Genomic DNA, 22,834 nt, shown 5'->3' with positions numbered 1-22,834 from the left:
ACTTTCAAGGGGGGATCATAAGGGGGGTGTCCGGCTTTCAGCTTTTCCGGAGTAGCGCCCGCACCTTGGTCACCAGCATGTCCACGGCAACTTTGTTGAGCCCGCCCTGCGGAATAATCACATCGGCGAACTTCTTGTACGGCTCGACATACAAATCATGCATGGGCCGTACCTGTAGTTCATATTGTTCGAGCACACTCTCCAGCGTTCGTCCGCGCTCCGAGATGTCGCGGCGGATGCGGCGCGCCAATCGTACATCAGGTTCCGTATCCACGTACACGCGAATATCCATCAGATCGCGCAGCGCCGGATCTTCGAAGATCAGAATCCCGTCGATCAGGATCACATCCCGCGGAAACGTCTCGGCATAGCCCGCCCGCGCGTGCCGCGTGTAGTCGTAAAGCGGCAGCTGAATCGCGCGCCCCGCCAGCAACTCGCGCATGTTCGCGATCATGAGCTGCGTATCAAACGCCGTCGGATGATCGAAGTTTACATGATTCCGGTCATCCAGTGGAATCTCCGAGAGATCCTTGTAGTAACTGTCCTGCTCGATCAGCAGTACATGATCCGGTCCCAGCGCGCGCGCCACGGAGCGCGCGACCAGCGTCTTCCCCGAGCCGGAGCCGCCGCAAATTCCGATCAGGTGCGGACCATCCGGCGGTTCGCGCAGAGGACGTTCCTGGGGTGGCTTGGGAATCTTGATCGTGATCGGCATCTTGCAGGTTCGCCGCGGCGTCCGTCCCCGGGCGCCCGGATTCGGAATACTATTTCAGCATCGTCGGCACAAACGGCCGCGCAAAAATCTCAGAGAGCAGCACTCGCTCCAGCTCGCCCGGTTTGCGCGACAACAGAATCTCCAGCTCGCCACAATAATCGGAAAGCAACTGCCGGCAGGCGCCGCACGGAGTCGCCGTCACGGGCGCCTCGGCGACCACGGCGATTTTGACAAACTCGCGCTCGCCTTCGCTAACCGCTTTGAACAGGGCGACGCGCTCTGCGCAGCAGGACAAACCGTAGCTCGACGACTCCACGTTGCATCCACCGTACATTTTCCCCGATTTGGACAACAGCGCCGCTCCGACCGGGTAGTTGGAATAGGTTGCGGCGGCGCGGTCGCGGAATTCCCAGGCGGATTTGACGAGTTCCTGATCGGTCATGGTGGACGGGTCGGTCGCCGTGAAAATGCGGGTCAGAACAGAATCGTAGTTTATAGAGATAATTTAAGAAACCCTAATGCGAAAGGCAACAAGAAGGGGACAACCAAATGGTTGTCCCCAAAGATTTTAGAAACCTCAGCGGGAGGTCAGGAGGCGACCGTGGCCACGATCTGGGTTCGGCCGTCCCCGGCAATCGCTTCCAACTCGTAGGCATCGATCTCCGCCGGCTTGCGGTCAACCCAGCGATAGCGGGCGGTCCCGGCCGGGCTACCGTGGCTGCGGACCGTGGTCACACAGCTTCGTCCGGCAGCTGAAAGGCGATAGATCTTGAAATGGGTGATATCGTTTTCACCGAACGTCTCCCAGTGCAACGAAGCGCCGTTGCCGCCCTTGCGCAGCTGCGGGTTCCCGGCCATCGTCAGCAGGGGCAGGGGTTCGCGCACGGTGAGCTGAAACGGTCCGCACTGATCGCCATACCCGCTTACGATCAACTCATAGCGCCCGGCCGCGAGCTTGGGGATCTCCCCGCGCTCGGAGGCTGCCTCGCCGGCATCATCAATGCCGATCAGACAGTGCCCGTACTCGTCGATGAGGGCGAAGCTCGGATCAAAGAGGCCATCGAGCGGCCGCACTTCGATCATGACCGGCGCGTCTTGGTCGAGTTTGAGCCGGTAGGTCCGGCCCTCACTGCGAGAAAGTTTGCCGGTACACTCACTGATATCCACTTTCTGGCCGTCTTCACAGGAGTTCTCGAAAGCTACCAGCGGCAGTGAGTAGTCTGCGCCATCCGCCGCCGGAGTGTAGGCAGCCTTCACGGCCGTCGGCTGCACGGCCGCGGGAGCCGAAGGGCGATGTCCGGCGATTTCGCGAATCGCCCACAGCACACCGACCAGCGTCAAGAACATCACCAGAAAGCGAAAAACCCTACCATTTTCCATTCGCATCACCCTGCGCTACCCGGTCTCATCGAAGCAATTTGCAGACACACATTCAGGTAGAAAAGATACGACAAAAAGGCCGTGGTGTCAAGCTGGGGCGGTAACCTTAGTTAAGAATTAACTTGATCTTAATTTGCCGCAATCACGTTCATATCCCCCGGAGGCGGGGCATATGCTCCGTGTCTTGCTGCAAGTTGCAAGGGCCGGTCTCCGGCCTCGCGCTGCCGCACCGATCTGAGTGGCGAGCGGGGGGCGATGGGGCTGGAGACCTTGCTCCGGGTGCCGCGCAAATTACTTTTTGCCCGAACGAACTACCTTACTCGATGAAAATTTAAGACTTCAACAGTTGTTTGAAAGCGAAAGATGCGAAGGAACGAAGCCGACTTTGGCCACCAAGGGCCGTGGGATGATGTGTGCGCGGAGGAGATCGCCTTCCAGGGACGAATATACTAAATACTTGTGCAAATGTCAAGAGAAATTTCGTATTTTTACAACATCCTCGGAATTCCGGCTGTCCCTGGAAAGCCAGAAATCTGAGCTACGGCAGGCCGGGCGGCGTCAGCGCCTTACCGTGCAGAAGGCGGACAATGTGCTGAAGCCCGTGGTCCGGGTTTGGGGGTCCCGGCTTGACTTCAGAGCGCATTGGCCATACATTAAGACAAACGGGTCTTGGATCAGAGGAGTTCTATCATGAGACAGATGCGCTACGGCGTGCTGGCGTTGGCGGCAATAATTGTCGGCTGCACGGAAAAGAACGTCACGAACAACTACGGGCCGACGGATTGGCAGCCGCCGGAGGTGCAGTGGGTGACTCCGCCGGAAGCCGAGGTTCGGGGAACCGTAGGGCTGGATGTCGCGGTGACGGATAGCTCACAGATTGCCGAGGTCAAGTTTTTTGTAAATGGACTCGAGACGAGTGGTATCACCGCGCCGCCGTATCGACTGACGTTGATCACCGACTCGCTGCTTGACGGGGTACATCTCGTGGAAGCGCGGGCACGCGACGAGTACGGCAATCTCGGAGTGAGTCCAATTTTGCGCATCAATGTGGCAAATTCTCTCGCACAGGGACCGCGCTTGATCTGGGTGCCCGATGATTACGCGCGCATTCAAGATGCGATCAATGCCGCGATCGACTTCGATACGATCAGAGTAAGAGATGGCACGTATTATGAGACATTGAATCTGTTCGGCAAGGGGATCTGGCTCGAATCGGAACATGGGCCGACGAGGTGCATATTGGATGCACAACATGCACACAACGCCTGTTTCGCACCGGCCTGTGGAACCGAACTCGTAATCCGAGGGTTAACCATTAGGCACGCAGGCCACACCACCGTTGAATTTGACGATGGTGTGCGGTTCAGATTTCTGAATAATATCGTCCAAGCGGACACAGAGAATGTACTGATCTATCTTCTCCGTACGAGCGGCATGATTCACAACAACCTTCTGATCGCTCGATATGTGGGTCTGCAAATCTGGTCACTTCAAGGAACCGTGTTCAACAATATTTTCGAAGAGTCGGCAGCATATGCCATGTGGAACGCTAACTACGCAGTGAACCCTGTGGTGTATGGATATAACATGTTCTGGCGGAACGAACATGACTACTTCAATTTCGATCCCGGTCCGGGAGATTTGCATGGCGATCCAATGCTCGATCTCCTTTCTGGCCGCTTGTTGACCGGATCGCCAGCGGTTAGTAGCGGGAATCCGACGATTTTAGACAGAGACAGCTCGCGGTCCGACATTGGCCCGTTTGGAGGGCCGTGGGCATATACACAATAAACGGGAACACTGAGGAGGTGTGCTATGTCATGGGGCAATCCGGCCAACACGTACAATCATCAGAACATGGACTCATCCGACGGCGCCCAAGACGCGCGTTTGAGCGTCCGCAATCATGAAGCTCCTGCACCGGACGGGACGTGGCGGGCGGAGATCAAAGAGACGGACCTGCCGAACCGAGGCCTTCAGGCGCTGAAGGTAAACGGTCTGGCCGGGTTTTTTCGACAGGGGCCGGATGGCGAAGTTCACATAGGTGAACGCTGAGGCCGACCTGAACGTCAATGGCAACTCCGTTGTTCTCGCGGCAGCGGCGCGACGGAGAGCCTCGTGAAGTTCGCCAACGATCGCATTGAATTCTGGTTCGGCGGATCGGTTAAGTTCTATATTGACGCAACGGGCGGCCGCAACACCTGAGTGTCTTCCGACTCAAAGATTCTATCTATTGCAAAGCGGCTGTCCGGACGAACCGGGCAGCCGCTTCTATTTTGGTAGGGGAAGATCTCCCCCTTTGATCCCCCCGCAGGATGTGGGGGAGAAGACCAGTGGCGGCCACGAGGGGCAGGCGGCCACGAGGGGCAGGCGGCCACGAGGGGCAGGCGGCCACGCAGGGCCGCCTCTACCCTCGGGAAATGGGCGAGATTAGAACCGATTCCGAGCGGGGCACATCAATGCTCACGAGATGTGCCGCCGCAAAGCCAAGCGCGCGTGCTGCCATGCGGGATCACAACAGCGTCTGCCAGAGATAGAACGTGGCATAGGCGCGGAAGGGGCGCCAGTGCTCGCTCAACTCCTCGACTTCGCGCACGGTGGCTTGACGCGCCAGACCGTATTCTCGCGTAATCGCGTTGCGCAGGCCGATGTCTTCGTACGGGCAGGCATCGGGATCGGCGTGCAGGCGCATCATCGCGTACTCCACCGACCACGGGCCGATGCCACGCAGCGCGAGCAGCGCGCCGCGCATCGCACTCGGCGGACCGGAGCAGAGCGCGGCTTCGTTGAGATCGCCGCTCAGGATCTGCTCCGCGATGCCGAGCGCGTACTCCGCTTTCTGCCGCGAAAAGCCGCAGTCGCGCAGCTGTTGCGGGGTCAAACTGAGCAGCGCTTCGGGAGTGGGAAAGCCTTCGTAGAGTTGGCCGCGCCACGTCACCTGCGCGCCCGAGAGCCGCGTCACACGCGAACGCACGGCGAAGGCGGACTGCACCGACACCTGCTGTCCGATCACGGACCAGAGCAGGCATTCCCAGAGGCTGGCGACGCCCACTACGCGCACGCCGCGAAACCGCCGCACGAGCCGCCGCAACACCTCGTCTTTGCCGCGCCAGCGATAGAACGCGTTCAGCGTCTCGTCCGGCCCGAAGGTGCGCGCCAAGAAATGGGAGAGCTGCTGCTCACGGAGTTTCCAATGACCGCCCTGCACAATCTGAGCTTGCAGCAGATTCCGGCCGGGTTGCGGAGACTTAACCCGGCTCGGCGGCTTACCTCCCCCCTGCCCCCCCCAATCAAGTTGGGGCGGAGCGGAACGGACTTTCACCAGAAAATAGCCGCGGTCATCCCCGAGCAGATGATAGTACGCATCATCGCGGACGGCGTGCAGCGTATCGTTCTCGAAACGACCGATGTAGCGCAAGGTCTGGCGGAAATCGAGGGGAGCGGAGAAGGAGAAGAGCACGGGAATTGGGATCAAGGAACAAGGAACAAGGATCAAGGATCAAGGATCAAACAAGAAGTGCAGGCGGTCTGATGACCGCCCACTGTGATTACTGTTCCCTGATTGCGGCAGGGACACAGTCCCTGCCGGCGAGACAAGGGACGCGGTGGCTACTCCGCGAATGGCAGGTTTGACGAGACCCCCCTTGCCCCCCGTGAACGGGGGCGGGAGAAAGCGAAGCGGGCGGGTCAGCCCACTTCCGCATCTCCCTACTGCTCGGAGTGAGACCCTACAGAGAGCCACGGCGAATTCGTCGTATCAGGAGTGACGCGACGACTTGAGCGTACCTGCATTTTCTTGCCGCAAGTTGTTCAGCGCTGACGCCGGGCTTGACAGTGCGCTGAGAGTTCTGTATGTTGTCTCTATCTACGCTGCCAGCAGCAGTCACATTTGTAACGCTTTCGCTGCAACGATGACACACCGACAATAGCAGACTGCAAGGCAGATTCGACAGAACCTCAACATGATGAAAGAAAATGAACCTCAAACGCAACTCCGTTCACACATGGTGTGTGGTCTTACTCGCCGCGGCGGCCGTTCGCGGTCAAGGCTTGATTATTGACCACACCTGCGCACGCCTGGACCTCGTGCCCCGCGAGACCATTGAAAGCGCGCGAAGCCAGTTCAAATTGACCTACGGGCACACCTCACACGGCAGCCAGATTGTCAGCGGAATGGGAGTGCTGCTCGCGTCCGACACCCTGTACGACTGGTTCAACGACTACAACCATTACCGCTACGGCGCCGGAAACCCCATCGCTCCCGCTGACGAATTGTCGCTGTGGGATTACGTGCCCGACGGCGACCTCGGTAATCCCGACCGCGTGACGTGGGCCGAGCGAACGCGCACCATGCTCTCCAACAGCGACGGCGCCTTCGCGATCTATCCGCACCTGCGCAATCTCGTGATGTGGTCATGGTGCGGACAGGTGAGCTCCGCGACGGTGGCTGATATCGAGAGCTACTTGTCGCTCATGAATCAGCTTGAGATTGACTTCCCGGACGTGACGTTCGTTTACATGACCGGCCATCTCGACGGCAGCGGCGTCAATGGCACCCTCCATCAGCGGAACGAACAGATCCGCGCCTACTGCCGCGCGCAGAACAAAGTGCTGTTCGACTTCGCGGATCTCGAGAGCTACGATCCCGATGGCGAATACTACCTCGATCGTTACGCCAACGACAACTGCGATTACAATGGTGGCAACTGGGCCGTCGAATGGTGCGCGGCGCACCCCGGCGATCCGCTTTGTGCCACCTGTTCCTGCGCGCACTCGCAGTCCCTGAACTGCAACCGCAAAGCCCGCGCGTTCTGGGTGATGCTGGCGCGATTGGCGGGATGGACACCGGATGGCGTCAACGAACTCGTCATCTCCAGGTCACTGGACTCGATCCAGTTGGATTGGACGGCGTCGCCTTGGGCGGCAAGCTATGTTGTATATTCCGCACCGTCGGCGGACGGACCGTTCGCTCCGGATCTCAGCGGCATTTTCGCCGGAACCTCGTGGACCGCACTGCTGCCCGCGGAATCCCGGTGCTATCAGGTGGTTGCCGTGATCGAGTAAGGAGCGTGGCCGGTGCGCACGACCCAGTCCGCGCGATGAACTCAGACGTCTCTCATTAACGACTAAGCGGGCGGCCCATCATGGGTCGCCCGCTGCTCATCGGACTGCCCGATTGGGACCTACGGATTCGTCGCCAGAGCCGCCTCGATCTTCGCCAGATCCGTTCCCTCGACGCGAGCCACGGGTTGACCGTCCGGTCCGAACAGAATCATAGTGGGCGTCGATTCGATGGCATAGGGCTTCAGCGATTCGGCGGAATAATCAAAGATATCGATCTGCGCGACAAACAGGCTGCCGTGCCGCGATGCGAAGTTCCGCAGTTTCGGTTCAAACTCCCGGCAGGCATGACACTGGCGCGACATGAACTCAATCAGGCGCCACTCCCCGCTCCCGCCCAGATTGCTGAGATCGGCGGGCAGGAGCTTCGTCAAGGCGGTCCCAGACTGCGCCAGCGGCGACAGTTCCGCGCGATTCACCGAGAAGAAGTTCATCGCCGGCTGCGTCACATCGAAGCGCAGACCCGTCGTGAGAATGCTCTGCGACATCAACTGACCGCCGTTAATGAAATAGTACAGCGGGAACTGCATGGAAACATCCAACTGAACCCCCGCCGCGGAGAACGTCACTTCCGGAATTCCGTAGAGCCACTCCCCGCCGGTGTTCCCGACCATAACCTGCTGGTCCACATCGTGCCAGGACTTCAGATATGCGGAGGACAGGCCAGCCGACACGCGATCACTGAATCGATAGCGCAAGCCGAGTTGAGATTGCACTTCGTTGGAGTAGCGATAACCATAGACGTTTTCGCCGCCGGAGACTCGCCCCGCCACTGTGGCCGTGGTCGAGAGCCGGCCATGCCACGCTCCGCCGGAGACGCCCCAGACCGGATCGACCGTGCCGTACCCCGTCTGCAGCACGGGATCACGGGAAATGCCGTACCCCCAGTCGTGATCCGGGTTCGCATCGCCGGTGGGTAATCGCGCGCCGGCCGTAAGCGCCAAATTCATCCCGCGTCCCATCGACGTGAACGGCAGGTAGGTTCCGGCGACAATCAAATCACCGACCCCGCTGAAGTGCCGGAAATAGCGATCTCCGCTCGTCAGATCCTTCTTCGGCGAGACGATTCGACGATAGGGCACGAGCGCGGCGACCCGCAGTCGCGAGGACAGCGCGTAACTGCCCGACAATGTCAAGGTCGAGAACTCCGTCGCCTCTTCCTTTGGATTGGCCGTGATCTCGACACCGCGCCGGGCATGATTCAGATACTCGTACTCGTAGTCAATTCCGAATTCCGCTTCTCCAACACTGAAACCGCGAGCCGCTTGAAACCTCCCGACCGGGAGATTCGGTGACGCTCACTTCACTTGCCCGAAACCGGGCGAAGCGGTGACCACAACCAGCAACAGTAAAGACAGACTGACTCTACTCATGATGACCCTCCGTTTCAGTGACGAATCGCCTCTTGCGTGCGGCGCGAACCGATTCTGCTCAATCTGACCGAAGTTAAGGAGAAATGATCCGTGATGCAAGCTCCAGTCCGCGAGCGTTTGATTGAGATATTGCGATATGCTTACTCCAGTTATCGAATAATGTCGTCGTCATTTCACCGCAAACAAGTCGAGGCGGCCACGCAGGGCCGCCTCGACTTATCCCGGGACTCGAGTGCTGATTCTTACTTCGTGTCGATGGCGACGAAGGTCTTGACTCCGCCGCGAATGATGCGGAAGAGCACGGCCTTGTTGGCATCCTTCAAACTCGATGCGATGTCGCGGAAGTCACTGACGGAATCGACAGTCTTGCGGTCGATCTCGATAATCACATCGCGCTCCTGCAACTTCTCGGCGGCCTTGCCATCGGCATCAACATCCGTCACGACGACGCCAAAGGTGCCGTCGAGTTCCAGTGCTTCAGCCAACTGCTCGGTCACCGGTTCGACCGTGATCCCCAGCCACTTCTCATCGGTCTTCTGTGATTCCGGCTTCTCACCGCCTTTGCCGAGGAACGTCGCCAACTTGGCACGGTCGCCGAGCGTGAAGGTCAAGCTGCGGTTGTCACCGCTGCGCCAGATGTCGCAATTTACTTTCTGACCGGGGGTGTGATCCGCGACGAGCATCCGGAACTTGTCCACGTCGTCCACGTCTTTACCGTTGAACTTGGTAATCACGTCGCCGTCCCGCAGGCCGCCTTCATCGGCGGGCTTGCCCTTCTCCACCATGTCCACCCAAATGCCCTTGCCGTTTTCGGGGAAACCGATGGCCGAGCGAATGTCATCGGTCAGCGGAGCCGGACGGATGCCAAGATAGCCGCGGGCAACCGCGCCATTTTCGCGCAGCTGCTTGACGACCTTCATGGCCATGTTGATCGGAATCGCGAAGCCGATGCCCTGACCCGACGGATTGATCGCCGTGTTCACACCAATGACTTCACCGTGAATATTGCAGAGCGGACCGCCCGAATTACCGAAGTTGATCGAGGCATCCGTCTGAATGAAGTTCTGATAGGCCGGACCGCCACCCTGAATCGCGAGATTGGAACGACCTTCAGCGGAAATCACGCCGACCGTCAATGTCCAGTCGAGACCGAGCGGATTGCCCATGGCAATGGCCCAATCGCCGATGCGCAGCTTCTCGGAATCCCCGATCAACGCGACCGCGGTGGCATCGAACATATGATCGACCTTGATCACCGCCACGTCGGTCTCCGGGTCGGCGCCCACCACCGTGGCCACATATTCCTTGCCGTCCAGTACCTTGACCGACAACTTGTCGGCATCTTCGACCACATGATTATTCGTCAGAATGTAGCCGTCGCGGCTGATGATAATTCCGGAGCCGGTCGCCGGTGAATGATATTCCTTCTTCTTGGAATGCGGGCGGGGAGTGTTCTCCTGATCCCCTTCACCCTGACCGCGCGGATGGAACCACTCCCAGAACGGGGAGTCCCGGAAGAGATCCGGCATGTCTCCGCCACCGAACGTGATCTTGCGGTCCGAGGTGATGTTCACGACGGTCGGCGAGACGCGTTCGGCCACGGCGACGAACGGACTTTCACCGTCGTTGTTCACCAGCGGCGCAGAGACCGCATTGTAGCCGACGTTTACAGGGCCGGCGACGCCTTGCGCAGTGCTGGACTCCGTCCAGTTCAACTTCGCGGTCAGTAAGACTCCGGCCAGAATGCCGACCAGCAACACTCCGCCGGTGACCACTAAATTACGATTGCGATGGGATTTCGTTGCGGACATATCGTTACTTACTCCTTGGAATCACACTGAATTCGAGTGCAAGATCGCGGCCAATGTTCCACCCACCGCGAAACCGGCAGCACTGAATTGTCCCGGTTGCCTTGTGCTACATGCAATAAACTGAGCAGCGTGGAGGAGGTTCCCCTGAAGCTATATCGGTGATGTTTGTGATAGTATGTGATAATTGACCTCAGGGCTATGATGTGCAGCCTTGCGGGTAATTTGCGGATTCCGACGGCCCTCCACTGCCCCCTACACTGCCGGGTCGCCATCCCGCCGCCGCAAGCCAAGCCGTTTCCCGTTGCAGGGCCGTGATTTTGCCGAGCGGCTTGTGAAGCTATTCACGGGGCACGGGCTTTGCAATCCGTGAAGTTTCAACTATCACCGTGTTCCAAGGCACGGATTCCACCTGATTCGACAGGGAAAAATTTCCGGAGGCGGCAATGCTCACGCGATACTTTTGGTTAGGTCTGGTGCTCGCAGTCGCGGCACTGATTTTCATCGGCTGTCCCAAGAACGAAGATGAGAAGGAGCCGGATCCGACGCCTTCGATCACACTCACGGCGCCCAATGGCGGTGAAACGCTGAGTGCCGGCACGACGACGACGATTACCTGGATCTCGACGGACGTGACGCACGTGACGCTGCAGTATTCGAGTGACGGCGGCACCACCTGGAACGATATTGTTATCCATCAGGAGAACGCGAACTCGTACGCGTGGGGCGTGGTGAGCGCCGTGGCTCCGACCTGCCGGATCAAGGTCAGCGATACCAATCATCCCGAGGTGTTTGACGTCAGCGACGGCGACTTCACGATTCTGGCCGCGGTCGTCCCCGACAACGGCAGCGGGCCGGTGGAATCCGACTCGTCCGGCGTGATCACGACTCCGGCAGGAGCGCGGATCAGTGTGCCGGTGGGTGCGGTACCGCATCTTGAAGACGGCAATCCCGCGACCGTCGTCTTCTCCATCGAACGACCGAATGGAATCACCGCGGCGGTGCCGGCCGGAGAAACACAGGCCACGCAGGTCTATCGCTTCGGCCCGGAAGGTTTCGTGTTCGCGGAGCCGGTCGAAATCGCGATTCCGGTGGACGGCAATCCTGATCCGGGAAACGTAGCGATCTACCGCATTAACCCCACGACGGACAGTCTCGAATACTACGGCGGCCGCTATGACGCCGAAACGCATACGATCATCGCGCAGACGGCCAGTCTATCGACGTGGTTCGGCACGTGGGCGCCCGCGCGCAACACCGCGGCGGGGTGCCTGCAAGTCACGAACCTGTCGAACTCCTGGCTGCGGATCTGCGTCGAGACCTACGCTCTGACCTACCCGGAATTTGACAACGGCCTGATGCCGCAATACGGACTGGGCGGACTCTGGGCGCCGCCGGGAACCATCGGTTGGGCCAGCGAGGGCAAGCTGTTCATGCCGCAGGGGTCGTACCACCTGTGTATTCAGCACCGGGATTCCTTCTGGCCCTACAACTACTCGCATACGTTCACAGACGTGACGATCAATCAGCCGTGGCACTATTTCGATCACCCCAATTGCAGCGTCAGCTACACCAGCGGCAGCACGACGCTGCCCGATACCGGCATGTGCGTCTGTATTCCGACACCGACGATTCCGGTGGGCACCGGCGCCGTGCAGGTCACGCTCACGTGGTTCAATGAACACCCGCTCGACCTGGATTTGTGGGTGACGGAGCCGGGCGGCGAGCGTTGCTTTTACGGCCACGATGTGACGTCCACGGGCGGCACGCTGGATCGCGATAATCTGTGCGGAAACTACATCAATGGCCGTCCCGAAAATATCTTCTGGGCCACGAATCCACCGGTCGGTGAATATATCGTCGAAGTCGATTGGTACAGCGACTGCGGCAACGGACTGGGCGCGCAGGCGTTCCAAGTGCGAACCGTGGTGCAGGGCAATACGCGGACGGAAACGAGCTCGATCGATCCCAACCAGACCGTGGAAGTCCTGCGCTACACCGTGACCGGAGCGGGACCGCAATTCCTGCCGCCGCGGACGGAGCCGCGCGTCGTGGAGAATAAGGTGCCAAAGGGCTAAGCGGCGGAAGACCGCCACTGATTCCGGGCGGGTAACGCGCGTGTCCGGCGCTAAGATGCCAGCGGGAACGGTGCGCTAACCCGCCTCAGCGTAGAGACCCCTCGTGAACCGATAGGGTGACTGAATGACAAGCGGGCGGCCTGAATCAGGTCGCCCGCGTTGCTTTGTTCGATTCTACATGCCTGTGAATGGACAACAAGTCCCGCCGTCCGCGACGCTTCATTAGCTATGCTGCACGTCCTCCCGAGCGGGGCACGTGCCGCACATGCCGCCGCCGCGTGCAAGACCTCAACACTCCTGACCGTCCAGTTTTTTGGGTACACTCCACTCTGATCTACTCATGGGTCAGCTTCAGGGAGTGGGCGCCGCTTCAGAGTCATGCTGAGACCGTGAGCTAATCACTCGGTATCATCTAACGACGTACAACGGGAGAGCGAGACTGAAAGCGCCGCTCTCAGCCCTGCAAATGTATGCCCCACTCGCAAAACGGGCAGTATCAATGAATATCCGATGCCTGCCTGGTTGAAAGCGTGTTTGTAATACGTTAGCCACCTGCTCACCAAGAACATTGAAGAGCTTGAATGTCAGGAGGTCACCAGAACTCGTTTCAAACTCGATTGTGGCGACGCCGTTCAGCGGATTCGGATAGATGCTGAGAATTCGAAGCGAGCTGGGTGTGGGGGAGCGCTCGCGGGGACTGTCGCTGGCCTCACTCGCAGTCTTGACGACATAGACATCCCAGTTGCCACCGGTGCCAAGTACACCACCAGCCATCGCAATCTCCCCGGTTGCGTTGATCGCGAGACCTCCCCATCCGTGTTCGACGGCATCCGTACCATAGTTGCGCGACCACAGGCTGTCACCAAGACTATCGAGTCGCAATAGAAAGAGATCCGGGTTGGCGATGTTCCCCGAGTTGTTCGACCCCGCCAGCATCAGACCGCCATCTTCGGTGAGCGCGCCGCCCCACGCCGCCTGTTGGCCGATACCTCCGTAAGTTCTGGAACTGCGCGCTTCCCCATTGCCGGCTATACGGGCGATGAAGATCTCCGTGTCGAAGCTACTATCCACTTCGACCCATCCGCACACGAACACTCCATTCTCCCTGTCGGCAACGATCGCCTCTGAATACGCTGTGAAGTCGCCACCATCGATGACAGCCGACCACAAGGAGTCCCCGTCGCTACTGATCTTCAACACATAGTAGTCGAAGGGATCGTGTACACGCGCGCTGATGACATATCCCCCATCACGAGTTTGGCAGATGCCGCTGACATAATACACGTCTCTGCGACAGTAGTCGTGCGTCCAGAGAGCGGCCCCGAACTCATCCGTGCGGATGACCGTAATCTGAGGACCGGCGGGACCGCCGGTCCCATCGAGTGCGAGCGCGAAGCCGTCAGGACTCGCCAAGCAAAGTGCCTGAATGCGCTCGTTCTCTGTTTCCTCATACCGGCGAGTCCATAGCGTGTCGCCATCGCTATTCACTTTGGCCAGAACGGGTACACCGAATGGAGCGTTCAACCAGCCCGCGAGCAGTGATGAACCGTCGTTCAGTGCCTGAACGGCCATTATCCAGCTCAGGATCTCCGGCTCGTAACCGCGAGCCCAAAGCAATTCTCCTTGCGAATTCAAACGTGCACAGAAACCTCCTGGTGTTTCAGGACTATGGGACCAACCCACGATGACAATCGCGCCCGAACTGTCTACCCCGACTGCGTTTACGAAATCGTCGCGACTTCCCCCAAATGTCCGCGTCCACAGCGTGTCGGGAGGCTGGGCGGAACAAGTCGCAATCGCCCACAACAAAACACACCTCGCCGCGGAGCGCAGCAAGGTGTCGAAGATGGTTCGTCGAGGTGTGGGCCGTCCGTCAGGAACGGCGAGAATGTTCGGCCGGAAGATACTCATGGTCGGCATGTCAAACCTACTTCCGTTGGGCCCCCCAAGTGCTCTTGAAGGAATATAGCAAGGCGGAGCAGCAGAGTCAAGTTGGCGGGAGGGGGGGAAGGACCTGCAAGCTGAAACTCAGAATGAAGGCCCGCTTTTGTCTCACCATATCAAAATTTGGGGGGAGAGAGAGCCGGACCCCAATTCCGGCGGGCTCGGGAGACTTTGCCCGGGGTGAAATGGCAACGGGCGGCCTGAATCAGGTCGCCCGCTGTCGTTGCACAATTCGGGGCAGGCCAGGGGACCTGCCGCGGCGATTCCAAGCCTCGGGTCGCACTGCCGTGCGGGCTTGTTGCCGAGATGATTTCGCCGAGGCACCCGTCCCGGGGTGCCCGGAATCTGAGAAGAAACTGACAAATTCGATGAAGACTGGGGCCCTACTCGCTCCGATTCCGGCGGGGTGAGGGCACCCCGCTCGGCGGATTTTGGTTTGGGCAACAAACCCATGCGACGCTCCGGAACTTACTTCATCAAGATCATCTTTTTCTGATCGCTGAAGCCAGCGGCTTCCATGCGACAGACGTAAATGCCGGTCGGCAGATTGCTGCCGTCAAACGAGACGACGTGCCGGCCTGCTTGCAAGGTACGATTCACGAGCGGCGCGACTTCCTGTCCGAGCAGGTTGTATACCGCCAGCCGGACCAGACCGTCCACCGGCAGGTCGAAAGCAATACTCGTTTCCGGATTGAACGGGTTCGGGTAGTTCTGATGCAGCGCGTAGTCGCTCACCGGGGCGTTCGAGAAACTCGGAGCCGTGGAGAGCGCGCCCAACACGCGGCGCGTGCCGCCGAGACTGACCGCGATCAGCGTGTAGTGATAGGTGGTCCCGTTGAACACATCGCTGTCGGTCCACTGATAGTTGCGGGTCGAGGTACTCGTACCGGCACCGGGCGTGCGCGAGACGAGACTGCCGTCGCGCTCGATTTCAAACGCCTCACTCTCCGTTTCCGCAGCCGTACTCCAGCGCAGCGTCACCTGGCCGTCGGCGCGCTCGGCGTCAAAGCCCGTCAACTCCACGTCGAGAATGCGGTCGTAGCTGAACTCCAGACAGACGCAGTTCAAATATCCTTGTTCCAGAGTGGCGTCATCGCGGGCTACAAACAGCCAGGTGCCGTTGGCGGCATGCTCAACGACCGCGCTCAATAGCTCTTCCGGGCGGTAGCTGCCCGCGAACGGGGCGAGTCCAGAGCCAATGGGCGTCGCCGCGCCGTCATCGAACAACGTGCCGGTGTAATTGTCGCCCGCGCCGCCGCGGCTGTTCGCCAGCATGATCGTATCCGCCCACGGGGTGACCAGCCAGAGATCCAGATTGCTGTCGTGCGAATGCGTGAGCGTCAAGCGTACGTTGAGGTCGGTGATGTGATAGGGGATTCCGACTTCGATCGGGTAGCTGACCGTGGCCTGGTCGGGGAGCGGTCCGACGCAGGGACCCGCACAGTGCTGAGCCGGGACGGAAACCGCCGGACAGGCCGGCGGATCGCCCGACGCGACCTTCAGTATGTAGGGCTGGCTGCCATTGCAGTTGACTCGAATCCAGTAAGTGCCCGCCGCAAGGCAACCGAGATCGCCGATCGCATCCGCGGAGCAGCCCTCTTCATCGTAATCGCCGAGGCGCACAAGATTGTTGCAGTTCGTGCCGACGAACACGGAGAAGCGGCCATCCACTGGGGAATCGGGCGGATTCAGCGGATAGACTCCCGAGATGCAATGACCGAATTCGCGGCCACCGCAGAAGATGCGCACACTGCGGGAAGTCGTGAGCGCGAAGCGGAACCAGTCCGGAGTCGAGCCGTTCGAGCTGTCCGCCAAGAGCGAGTCGTTCTCCGCTATCACCTCGGCGGTCTGGCAAGTCGCGTGGTTGACGGCAGACTCATTCCGCGGGCAGGGCACACAGGTCATTTGAAAATCAAAAGCCGCATTACTGACCATCGAGGTCGAAGTGCCGATATGGAAGAAGTACAGAACCCCAGCAGTCAGGTCCGCGCTGAAATAGGTGGTCGAGCTGGCAGGCTCGCCGCAATCGATCGAAACCGGGGTCGAGGCGGAACCGTTGCTGACGCCGTCCGCACAGCACCCGCCCTGCATGATTCGCATCGCGGCCTGCCGACCGTAGCCCCGCACAAGGAACTGATAATTGCCCGTAGCCGACGGCGTGAACGAGTAGAAGACCTCGTTGTACGGCATGGCAACCGGCGAGTTGCAATCGTCATCAAGGTCAAAAGTGCCGGCATCCGTAAACGGGCAGCCCGGGATCACCGTCGCCGTCGCGCACGTGCCGCCGCCATTGGCAAAAGCCGCCGTCAAGCCACCGATCATGAGACACAAAGCGAAGTACACAAATTTCATCAGATCCTCGTTCTCTCCCAACATTGTGGGTCAATAGAGGTGACACCAGCATGATCATCTATTCGTCAGTGCGGGGCAATATACGCTCGCTGCTTTGAGAGCGCAATGAAATCGGGCTCACTTTCTTGCTCACTTCTCTATGAAAATACTTACTCTAAGGATTATTAAGTATAGTGAGCAGAATCCCTACAGCTTCGATTAGGGTTGCTGTAGCCAATTGCTGTGGATAAGCGGGGTGTCGAGGTGGATAAGTGCGCGAGGGCGTCAGGCCGAACCGACCCTGAACCGGGCAACGGGACGGTAAGCGGACGGGAAGACCGTGAAATAGCGTGATTGACCCACAAGATTGTGAACTATTTCTTAACTCGCCTTGACATCGGAGGCATGGCAGGCTATATTGAAAGTGAACCGGATATGTACCGGTGGTGCCTGCGAACCGAAGCCCGTCCCGAGGAGCATATGTTTACGCAAATCAAGGCGATGCATGCCGTCGCCCTCCTGTTGGTTCTGTCTGCCGCAGGTCTGGCCGCCCCGCGTCAGTGTGTGCTCGCCGAGCACTTCACCAACACGAGTTGCGGACCTTGCGCCACCTACAACCCCGGCCTGCATTCCGTGCTGAACAGCATGACCCGCGACACGGTCATCAAGATCAGCTGGCATGTCTGGTGGCCGGGCACCGGCGATCCCTTTTATGTCTTGAACCCCAATGAAGTCGCAGCGCGAGTGAACTACTACGGGGTGACAGGCGTGCCGGATATTTACATGGACGGCGTGCTGAATCCCGCCATGAACGACCCGACCGCCATCCGAAGCGACATCCGGAGCCGCGCCGCCATCTCCAGCCCGTGCAGCATGCAGCTGTGGGCCGCCCCGTCCGGCGCGACCGGCGTACACTACCTGATCCGGGCGACGGCCGACCAGAATATGAACAGCGGCAGCTATCGCATGTATGCGGTGCTGGTCTCGGACCTCATCAGCTATTCCGCGCCGAATGGCGAGACCTCGTTCCCGGAGCCGTTCCGCGATGCCGCGCCGAATGCTGTGCCGGGACAGCCGTTTTCGATAACGACCGGACAATCCTATGAAATCGAGGGTGTGATCGCCCGCGACGCATCCTGGGGACCGGAGAACCTGTCCGTGATCGGGTTTGTGCAGAATGCCTCGAATCAGGACATCGCACAGACCGAGTGGGCGGATGTCGTTGCCACGAGCGGTTCGATCACGCTGGGAACGCCCAACGGCGGCGGCGCCTACTTCGACGGCGAGACGCAGGACATCCTGTGGAGCAGCGCCAGTTTCAGTGAAAACGTGCGGATTCAAATCAATCGTGCTTTCCCCACCGGCAGTTGGGAGTCCATCTCCGACAACACGGCCAATGACGGCGCGTACACGTGGTCTGTGACCGGGCCGACGACCACCACAGCGCGCATCCGAGTCACCGGCACCGCGCACCCCCTCGTCGGTGATTCGTCTGAAACGGACTTCGAAGTTGGCCTGCGTCATATCCAGGTGCTGGCGGCCAACGGCGGCGAGCTGTGGTACACGCAGATCCCTTATGAAATCCGCTGGTCCTCGAACGGCATTACGGGTAACGTCAAGATCGAACTTCGGCGCGCCAACACCGGCCCCACCGAAATCCTCGAAGCCGCGACGGCCAATGACGGCTCGCACTTCTGGACCCCGGTCGGACCGGTCACACCGTTTGCCCGGCTGATCGTCTCCAGCCTTGATTTCGCCGGGATCGTGGACTCCTCGGATAACGTCTTTGTCATTCTCGATCAACCCAATTCCGCGCCGCTGTTGGAGCACGATGCGCTGCACGATCAGTTGCCCGGCAATGTGACCCTGACGGCCATCGTGGCCGATGACTATCCGGGGTTCAGTACACGGTTGTTCTACCGACTCATGCCCGGGACGGTGTTCGATTCCGTCGCGATGGCCGCGACGGGCAATCCGGACGAATTTGCGGCGACACTCAGCTTGAGCGCGGGACGCTGGGAGTACTTCGTGCGCGTGGTGGATTCGCATAATGCCGTCTCGCTCACCGATCTATATGCGTTCGAAGTCGGCGCGGCAGGAGCCGGCATGATCGCCTACGACGATGGGACGGCCGAGGCCAGTCAGTGGGGATTTGATACCGGGTTGCAATGGGCGGTGAAGTTCGATGCGCCTCAGACTCCCTACGTCGTCGAAGGCGCGTTGATTGGAATCTCCGCGGCGAGTCCGGATCCGCGGCATCAGCTGCTGCGTGTTCAACTGCTGAATGTCGATGGCGGCGGAATGCCGGGGAGCCTGATTCTCGAAGAAACGGTCGGCAGCATCGGCAATGTGATTGGCGGGATTCCCGGCAATCCCGATAATTTCACGCGAGTACTGTTCCGCGATGAAACCGGCGCGCCGCCGGTAGTGAATGGAGCGTTCTGCGTGGCCGTGGCCAACCCCAACTCGGGGGCGTACGAGTCCATCCTGCATGACACGTCGAGTGCGCGACAGCACCGGTCCTTTGTCTATGTGCCGTGCGACACGCAATGGCACAACGAGAACGAGGGAATCGAGCAGTGCAGCCCCGGTAACCGCATGATCCGCGCCACGGGCTTCGCCCTCCTGCCGCCGACCGTGACGGCGATTCGCGTCGGCGCCGATATCCGGCTGCGCTGGAACTCCACGCAAGCACCGTACTATCACGTCTGGAGCGCGAGCACGCAAGGCGGCCTGTATAGCACATTTGAGGGCAGCGCCACGGACACCGTCTTTCTGGATCTCGGAGCGATCAGCCAGGGGCTGAAGTTCTACACGGTGCAAAGCTCGACCACTCCGTGAGAAACGCGCCGGATTAAGCGATCTACTACTCTGCAAGAGGCGGCCACGCAGGGCCGCCTCTGCTACTCACAGACACACCTATGAACACGCACCTGTTGGGAGCAGCGCGATTTCTGGCGCTCGCGGTCTTGGTTTCGGCGATCGGGCACAACGCGGCGTTCGCCGCGGTATCAGGAATCGTGACGGATTCCACGAGTGGACTTCCCGTCGCTCAAGCCTGGGTACGATTCGGTTCCATCGACTCGATTCAGACCAACGGCGGTGGAGCGTACTCGCTGTCCACCGTCGGCGCCGGCACTTATGAAACGGTCGTTCGCCGCGCGAACTACCTGAATCGACGTCAGACCGTGACGCTGGCTCCGGGCAATAACACGGTGGATTTTCAGCTGGTCGCGATGACCGCGTCGGTCAACCCGGTGGGCTGGTGGACATTTGAAGATGCGGCGCATCCGACCTACGCGCAGGTCGGCAACGATCTTGTCCTGCAGGGCACCCACAGTGTAATCGCCGGACCCAACGGCAGCGGTGCGATTAACATCGGCGTCGGCAGCTACTACCGCTGCTATCACGATATGCCGGCCAATGGCGGCAGCGCGAGTTGGGTCAACGAGTTCTCGATCGTGATCGACTTCCGGGTCGCGCAGTTAGGACGCTGGTACACGTTCTACCAGACCAGCATCACGAATGCCAACGACGGTGACGCTTTCATCAACAGCGGTGGCAATATCGGCGTGGGCGTGACCGGCTATTCGGCGTATGCGACGGTGCCCAACGAATGGTACCGGCTCGTCATCTCCGCCGACTTGGGCAGCAGCTACCGCTACTATCTGGACGGCGCGTTGCTGCAAGACGGCGGGGCGCAGGTTTTGAATGGCCGGTTCGCGCTCAACCCGGCCAACAACGGCAATCAAGTGCTGTTCTTCGCCGATGAGAACGGCGAAGATAACCCCATTGACATCGCACAGGTGGCCATCTACGACGTATCGCTCTCCGGCGCACAAGCTGCCGCACTGGGCGGATACGGACACGTGATCAGCAATCCGGCCGATGTGATGACGCCATATTTGCAGTCGCCCGCTCCGACATCCATCATGATCAGTTGGCATTACCAACCCTCGACGCAGACGGTTGTCGATTACGGCCTGACCGAGGGCCTGGGGTTGACTGCCACCGGAAGTGCGCAAACCATCGGCGGAACGGCCGTGTGGCACACGGTATCATTAACGAATTTACAACCGAATACCACCTACTTCTACCGCTGTCGCTCGGACACGGCCAGTACACCGGTGACCCGCTTCCACACGCCTCCGGCCCAAGGGACTCGATCCGGCACGCTGCGGTTCATGCTCATCAGCGACTCCCAGACGAACATTTCCCGGAGTACTGAGGTCGCCAATGCGATGCAGCAGACGCTGCTCAATCGCTTTGGCGCGTCCTATGCCGACTCCATTCAGTTCGTGATGCACTGCGGTGACATCCTCGGCAACGGCCTGAGTCTGGCGACGTACCAGACTGAGTATTTCCTGCCCTTCCGCCAGCTCAATCAGAGCATTCCGTTCATGGTGTCGATCGGCAATCACGAAGGCGAGTCGTCCTACTTCTACGACTACATGAAGTACGACGATTTCGCCGGACCGGAAGGCGAGCGCTACTATTCTTTCGCGCTGGGACGCGTGCTGTTTATTGCTTTGAATAGTAATACGCAAGGCACGACGCAGGCCAATTGGCTGAATACGAGGCTCGCGCAGGCGCAGAGCGATACGACGATTGACATGATCTTCGTCTCCACACACCATCCCGGACACAGCGAGGTCTGGCCCGACGGCAACACGTCGTGGACGCTGAACACAATCCTGCCGATGCTGGAAGGCTATTCCAAAGCGGCGATGATCAGTTTCGGGCATTCACACAACTACGAGCGCGGCGCGCGAGCTAACGGCAATCTGCGTACGCTGGTATGCGGGGGCGGGGGAGGATCGCTGGATCGCTGGCGGATGTACGCGAACCAGACGGACTACCCGGAGGTTCATCGCGCCTTCGACTACAATCACTATGTGCTGGTGGAAGTCGATCTGGCCAATCACCGCTATGCAGCGACGGCCTATTCGCTGGGCAACAGCAATATGCCGATGGCCGATGTGCCGTTCGATCACTGGGAACACAGTGTCGGAGCGGCGGCTCCGGCAGCCCCGTTGGGAGTCTATCCCACGGGGGAAGTGTTCGGTTCGATTACCCTGATCGCGACCGCGCCGGGCGGCCCCGACACCGTCCAGAGTTCGCAGCTTCAGCTCACGGCCACTCCCGGCAGCTATGCCGCGCCGCTGATGAACCTCACGCGGGATTTCGAAAACTACTATTACGACAGCGGCGCGCCAAATTACACGCCGATCGACCGCAATGCCGGGATTCAACTGGATCGGTTCGGCCCGGTGGACAGTCTGCTGGACGCCGGGCAGGATTACGGCTGGCGAATTCGCTTCCGCGACTCCAATCTGAATTGGTCGCCGTGGTCGGACGAAGAGGTCTTCATCTGGTACGGACCGGACAGCATCAGTGTGCAGCCACCGCTGCAACTGACTGCTTTGGCCAGCGGACCCCACATGTCGCTGCGTTGGCGGCGTCCCGCGGGCAACGTGGCGGCGTATCGGGTCTATCGCGACGTGGCCGAGAACGGCTCGTTTGTGGATCTGATCGCCGAGGTGACCGACACCCTGTGTGTGGACAGCAATGCGCTGGCGCACGCGACATTGCGCTACCACTACCTTGTCAAGACCGTATGGCCGTGATGAACGCTTCGCAGAACTGAGTTGCCGAGATCAGAATCCCCCTCCTGCTCCGCGTGAACGGAGGGGACACGAAGAAAGCGGGCGACCCGATTGGGCCGCCCGCTGTTGTTTATTCAGGTTCCGGCGGGGAAACGGCGGGGCGACGCACTCGGCCCCTACCACCCCGCTTGAATTACTTCATCAGCAACATCTTGTGCTGCGCGCTGAAGCCGTTGGTCTCGAGGCGGTAGAGGTACATGCCGCTGGGCAGATTCGCCGCGTCGAACGTCACGACGTGACGGCCAGCGTCCATGCTGCCATTCACCACCGCCGCCACTTCCTGGCCCAGCGTGTTGTAAACCTTCAGACTCACGAACCCGGCGTCCACCATGTCGAACACAATGCTCGTGGACGGATTGAACGGATTCGGGAAGTTCTGCGCGAGCGCGTACTCCGTGATCACGGCGGCGTTCAGGCT

The 22,834-nt window shown here is 59.8% G+C and carries 15 protein-coding genes; 6 read left to right on the top strand and 9 right to left on the bottom strand.

The genetic code is table 11. The features are described 5' to 3' along the window. Window positions 1-37 precede the first annotated feature (37 nt). From udk to HZB60_02150, 3 genes are all read right to left on the bottom strand, one after another. Window positions 38-715 carry a uridine kinase gene (gene udk / locus HZB60_02160; GenBank protein ID MBI5058567.1) on the bottom strand — a complete coding sequence of 226 codons (678 nt, stop codon included), beginning with the start codon at window positions 713-715 and terminating at the stop codon, window positions 38-40. 49 nt (window positions 716-764) lie between these two features. Continuing rightward, entirely contained in the window at window positions 765-1,157 is a 393-nt protein-coding gene (gene cdd / locus HZB60_02155; GenBank protein MBI5058566.1) for a cytidine deaminase, read from the bottom strand. A 146-nt stretch (window positions 1,158-1,303) separates the two neighbouring features. Continuing rightward, the gene (locus HZB60_02150) at window positions 1,304-2,095 is read right to left on the bottom strand and encodes a hypothetical protein (GenBank protein ID MBI5058565.1); all 792 of its coding nucleotides are present in this window, start codon (window positions 2,093-2,095) and stop codon (window positions 1,304-1,306) included. Window positions 2,096-2,785: 690 nt separating this feature from the next. On the opposite strand from HZB60_02150, the gene HZB60_02145 reads away from it, so the two are divergent. Both HZB60_02145 and HZB60_02140 read left to right on the top strand, forming a co-directional pair. Beyond that, window positions 2,786-3,886, top strand: a complete 1,101-nt coding sequence (locus tag HZB60_02145; GenBank protein MBI5058564.1) for a hypothetical protein — start codon at window positions 2,786-2,788, stop codon at window positions 3,884-3,886. Between the two features lie 24 nt (window positions 3,887-3,910). Further along, window positions 3,911-4,150: a hypothetical protein gene (locus HZB60_02140; protein MBI5058563.1), complete on the top strand. Its 240-nt coding sequence runs from the start codon at window positions 3,911-3,913 to the stop codon at window positions 4,148-4,150. 457 nt (window positions 4,151-4,607) lie between these two features. Here HZB60_02140 and HZB60_02135 read toward each other — a convergent pair whose 3' ends face one another. Next, complete coding sequence (locus tag HZB60_02135; GenBank protein ID MBI5058562.1) at window positions 4,608-5,570, bottom strand: DNA-3-methyladenine glycosylase 2 family protein; 963 nt, start codon at window positions 5,568-5,570, stop codon at window positions 4,608-4,610. 500 nt (window positions 5,571-6,070) lie between these two features. Here HZB60_02135 and HZB60_02130 point away from each other — a divergent pair, with 500 nt between their 5' ends. Continuing rightward, window positions 6,071-7,159, top strand: a complete 1,089-nt coding sequence (locus tag HZB60_02130) for a hypothetical protein (GenBank protein MBI5058561.1) — start codon at window positions 6,071-6,073, stop codon at window positions 7,157-7,159. Window positions 7,160-7,278: 119 nt separating this feature from the next. Here the strand turns inward: HZB60_02130 and HZB60_02125 are convergent, their stop codons facing one another. Both HZB60_02125 and HZB60_02120 read right to left on the bottom strand, forming a co-directional pair. Next, complete coding sequence (locus HZB60_02125) at window positions 7,279-8,352, bottom strand: transporter (protein MBI5058560.1); 1,074 nt, start codon at window positions 8,350-8,352, stop codon at window positions 7,279-7,281. A 479-nt stretch (window positions 8,353-8,831) separates the two neighbouring features. Then, window positions 8,832-10,400 (bottom strand): Do family serine endopeptidase, encoded by a 1,569-nt coding sequence (locus HZB60_02120; protein ID MBI5058559.1) that lies wholly within the window; start codon window positions 10,398-10,400, stop codon window positions 8,832-8,834. A 443-nt stretch (window positions 10,401-10,843) separates the two neighbouring features. Here HZB60_02120 and HZB60_02115 point away from each other — a divergent pair, with 443 nt between their 5' ends. Beyond that, window positions 10,844-12,475: a hypothetical protein gene (locus HZB60_02115; GenBank protein ID MBI5058558.1), complete on the top strand. Its 1,632-nt coding sequence runs from the start codon at window positions 10,844-10,846 to the stop codon at window positions 12,473-12,475. Between the two features lie 408 nt (window positions 12,476-12,883). Here the strand turns inward: HZB60_02115 and HZB60_02110 are convergent, their stop codons facing one another. Beyond that, a complete protein-coding gene (locus HZB60_02110; GenBank protein ID MBI5058557.1) occupies window positions 12,884-14,110 on the bottom strand; it encodes a T9SS type A sorting domain-containing protein in 1,227 nt (408 codons plus the stop codon). A gap of 777 nt (window positions 14,111-14,887) precedes the next feature. Next, window positions 14,888-16,771, bottom strand: coding sequence for a T9SS type A sorting domain-containing protein (locus tag HZB60_02105; GenBank protein MBI5058556.1), 1,884 nt, complete (start codon window positions 16,769-16,771; stop codon window positions 14,888-14,890). 384 nt (window positions 16,772-17,155) lie between these two features. Here HZB60_02105 and HZB60_02100 point away from each other — a divergent pair, with 384 nt between their 5' ends. Beyond that, a complete protein-coding gene (locus HZB60_02100; protein ID MBI5058555.1) occupies window positions 17,156-19,591 on the top strand; it encodes a hypothetical protein in 2,436 nt (811 codons plus the stop codon). A gap of 80 nt (window positions 19,592-19,671) precedes the next feature. Further along, window positions 19,672-22,377, top strand: coding sequence for a fibronectin type III domain-containing protein (locus HZB60_02095; GenBank protein ID MBI5058554.1), 2,706 nt, complete (start codon window positions 19,672-19,674; stop codon window positions 22,375-22,377). 172 nt (window positions 22,378-22,549) lie between these two features. On the opposite strand, the gene HZB60_02090 is transcribed toward HZB60_02095, so the two are convergent. Continuing rightward, window positions 22,550-22,834 (bottom strand): T9SS type A sorting domain-containing protein (locus HZB60_02090; GenBank protein ID MBI5058553.1); only part of this gene is annotated, 285 nt, incomplete at its 5' end.

The sequence above is a fragment of the candidate division KSB1 bacterium genome (assembly GCA_016214895.1).
GTDB lineage: Bacteria > Electryoneota > RPQS01 > RPQS01 > RPQS01 > JACRMR01.
Note: the sequence above shows the minus strand (reverse complement) of the source record. Positions and strands in the feature narration are given on the sequence as shown.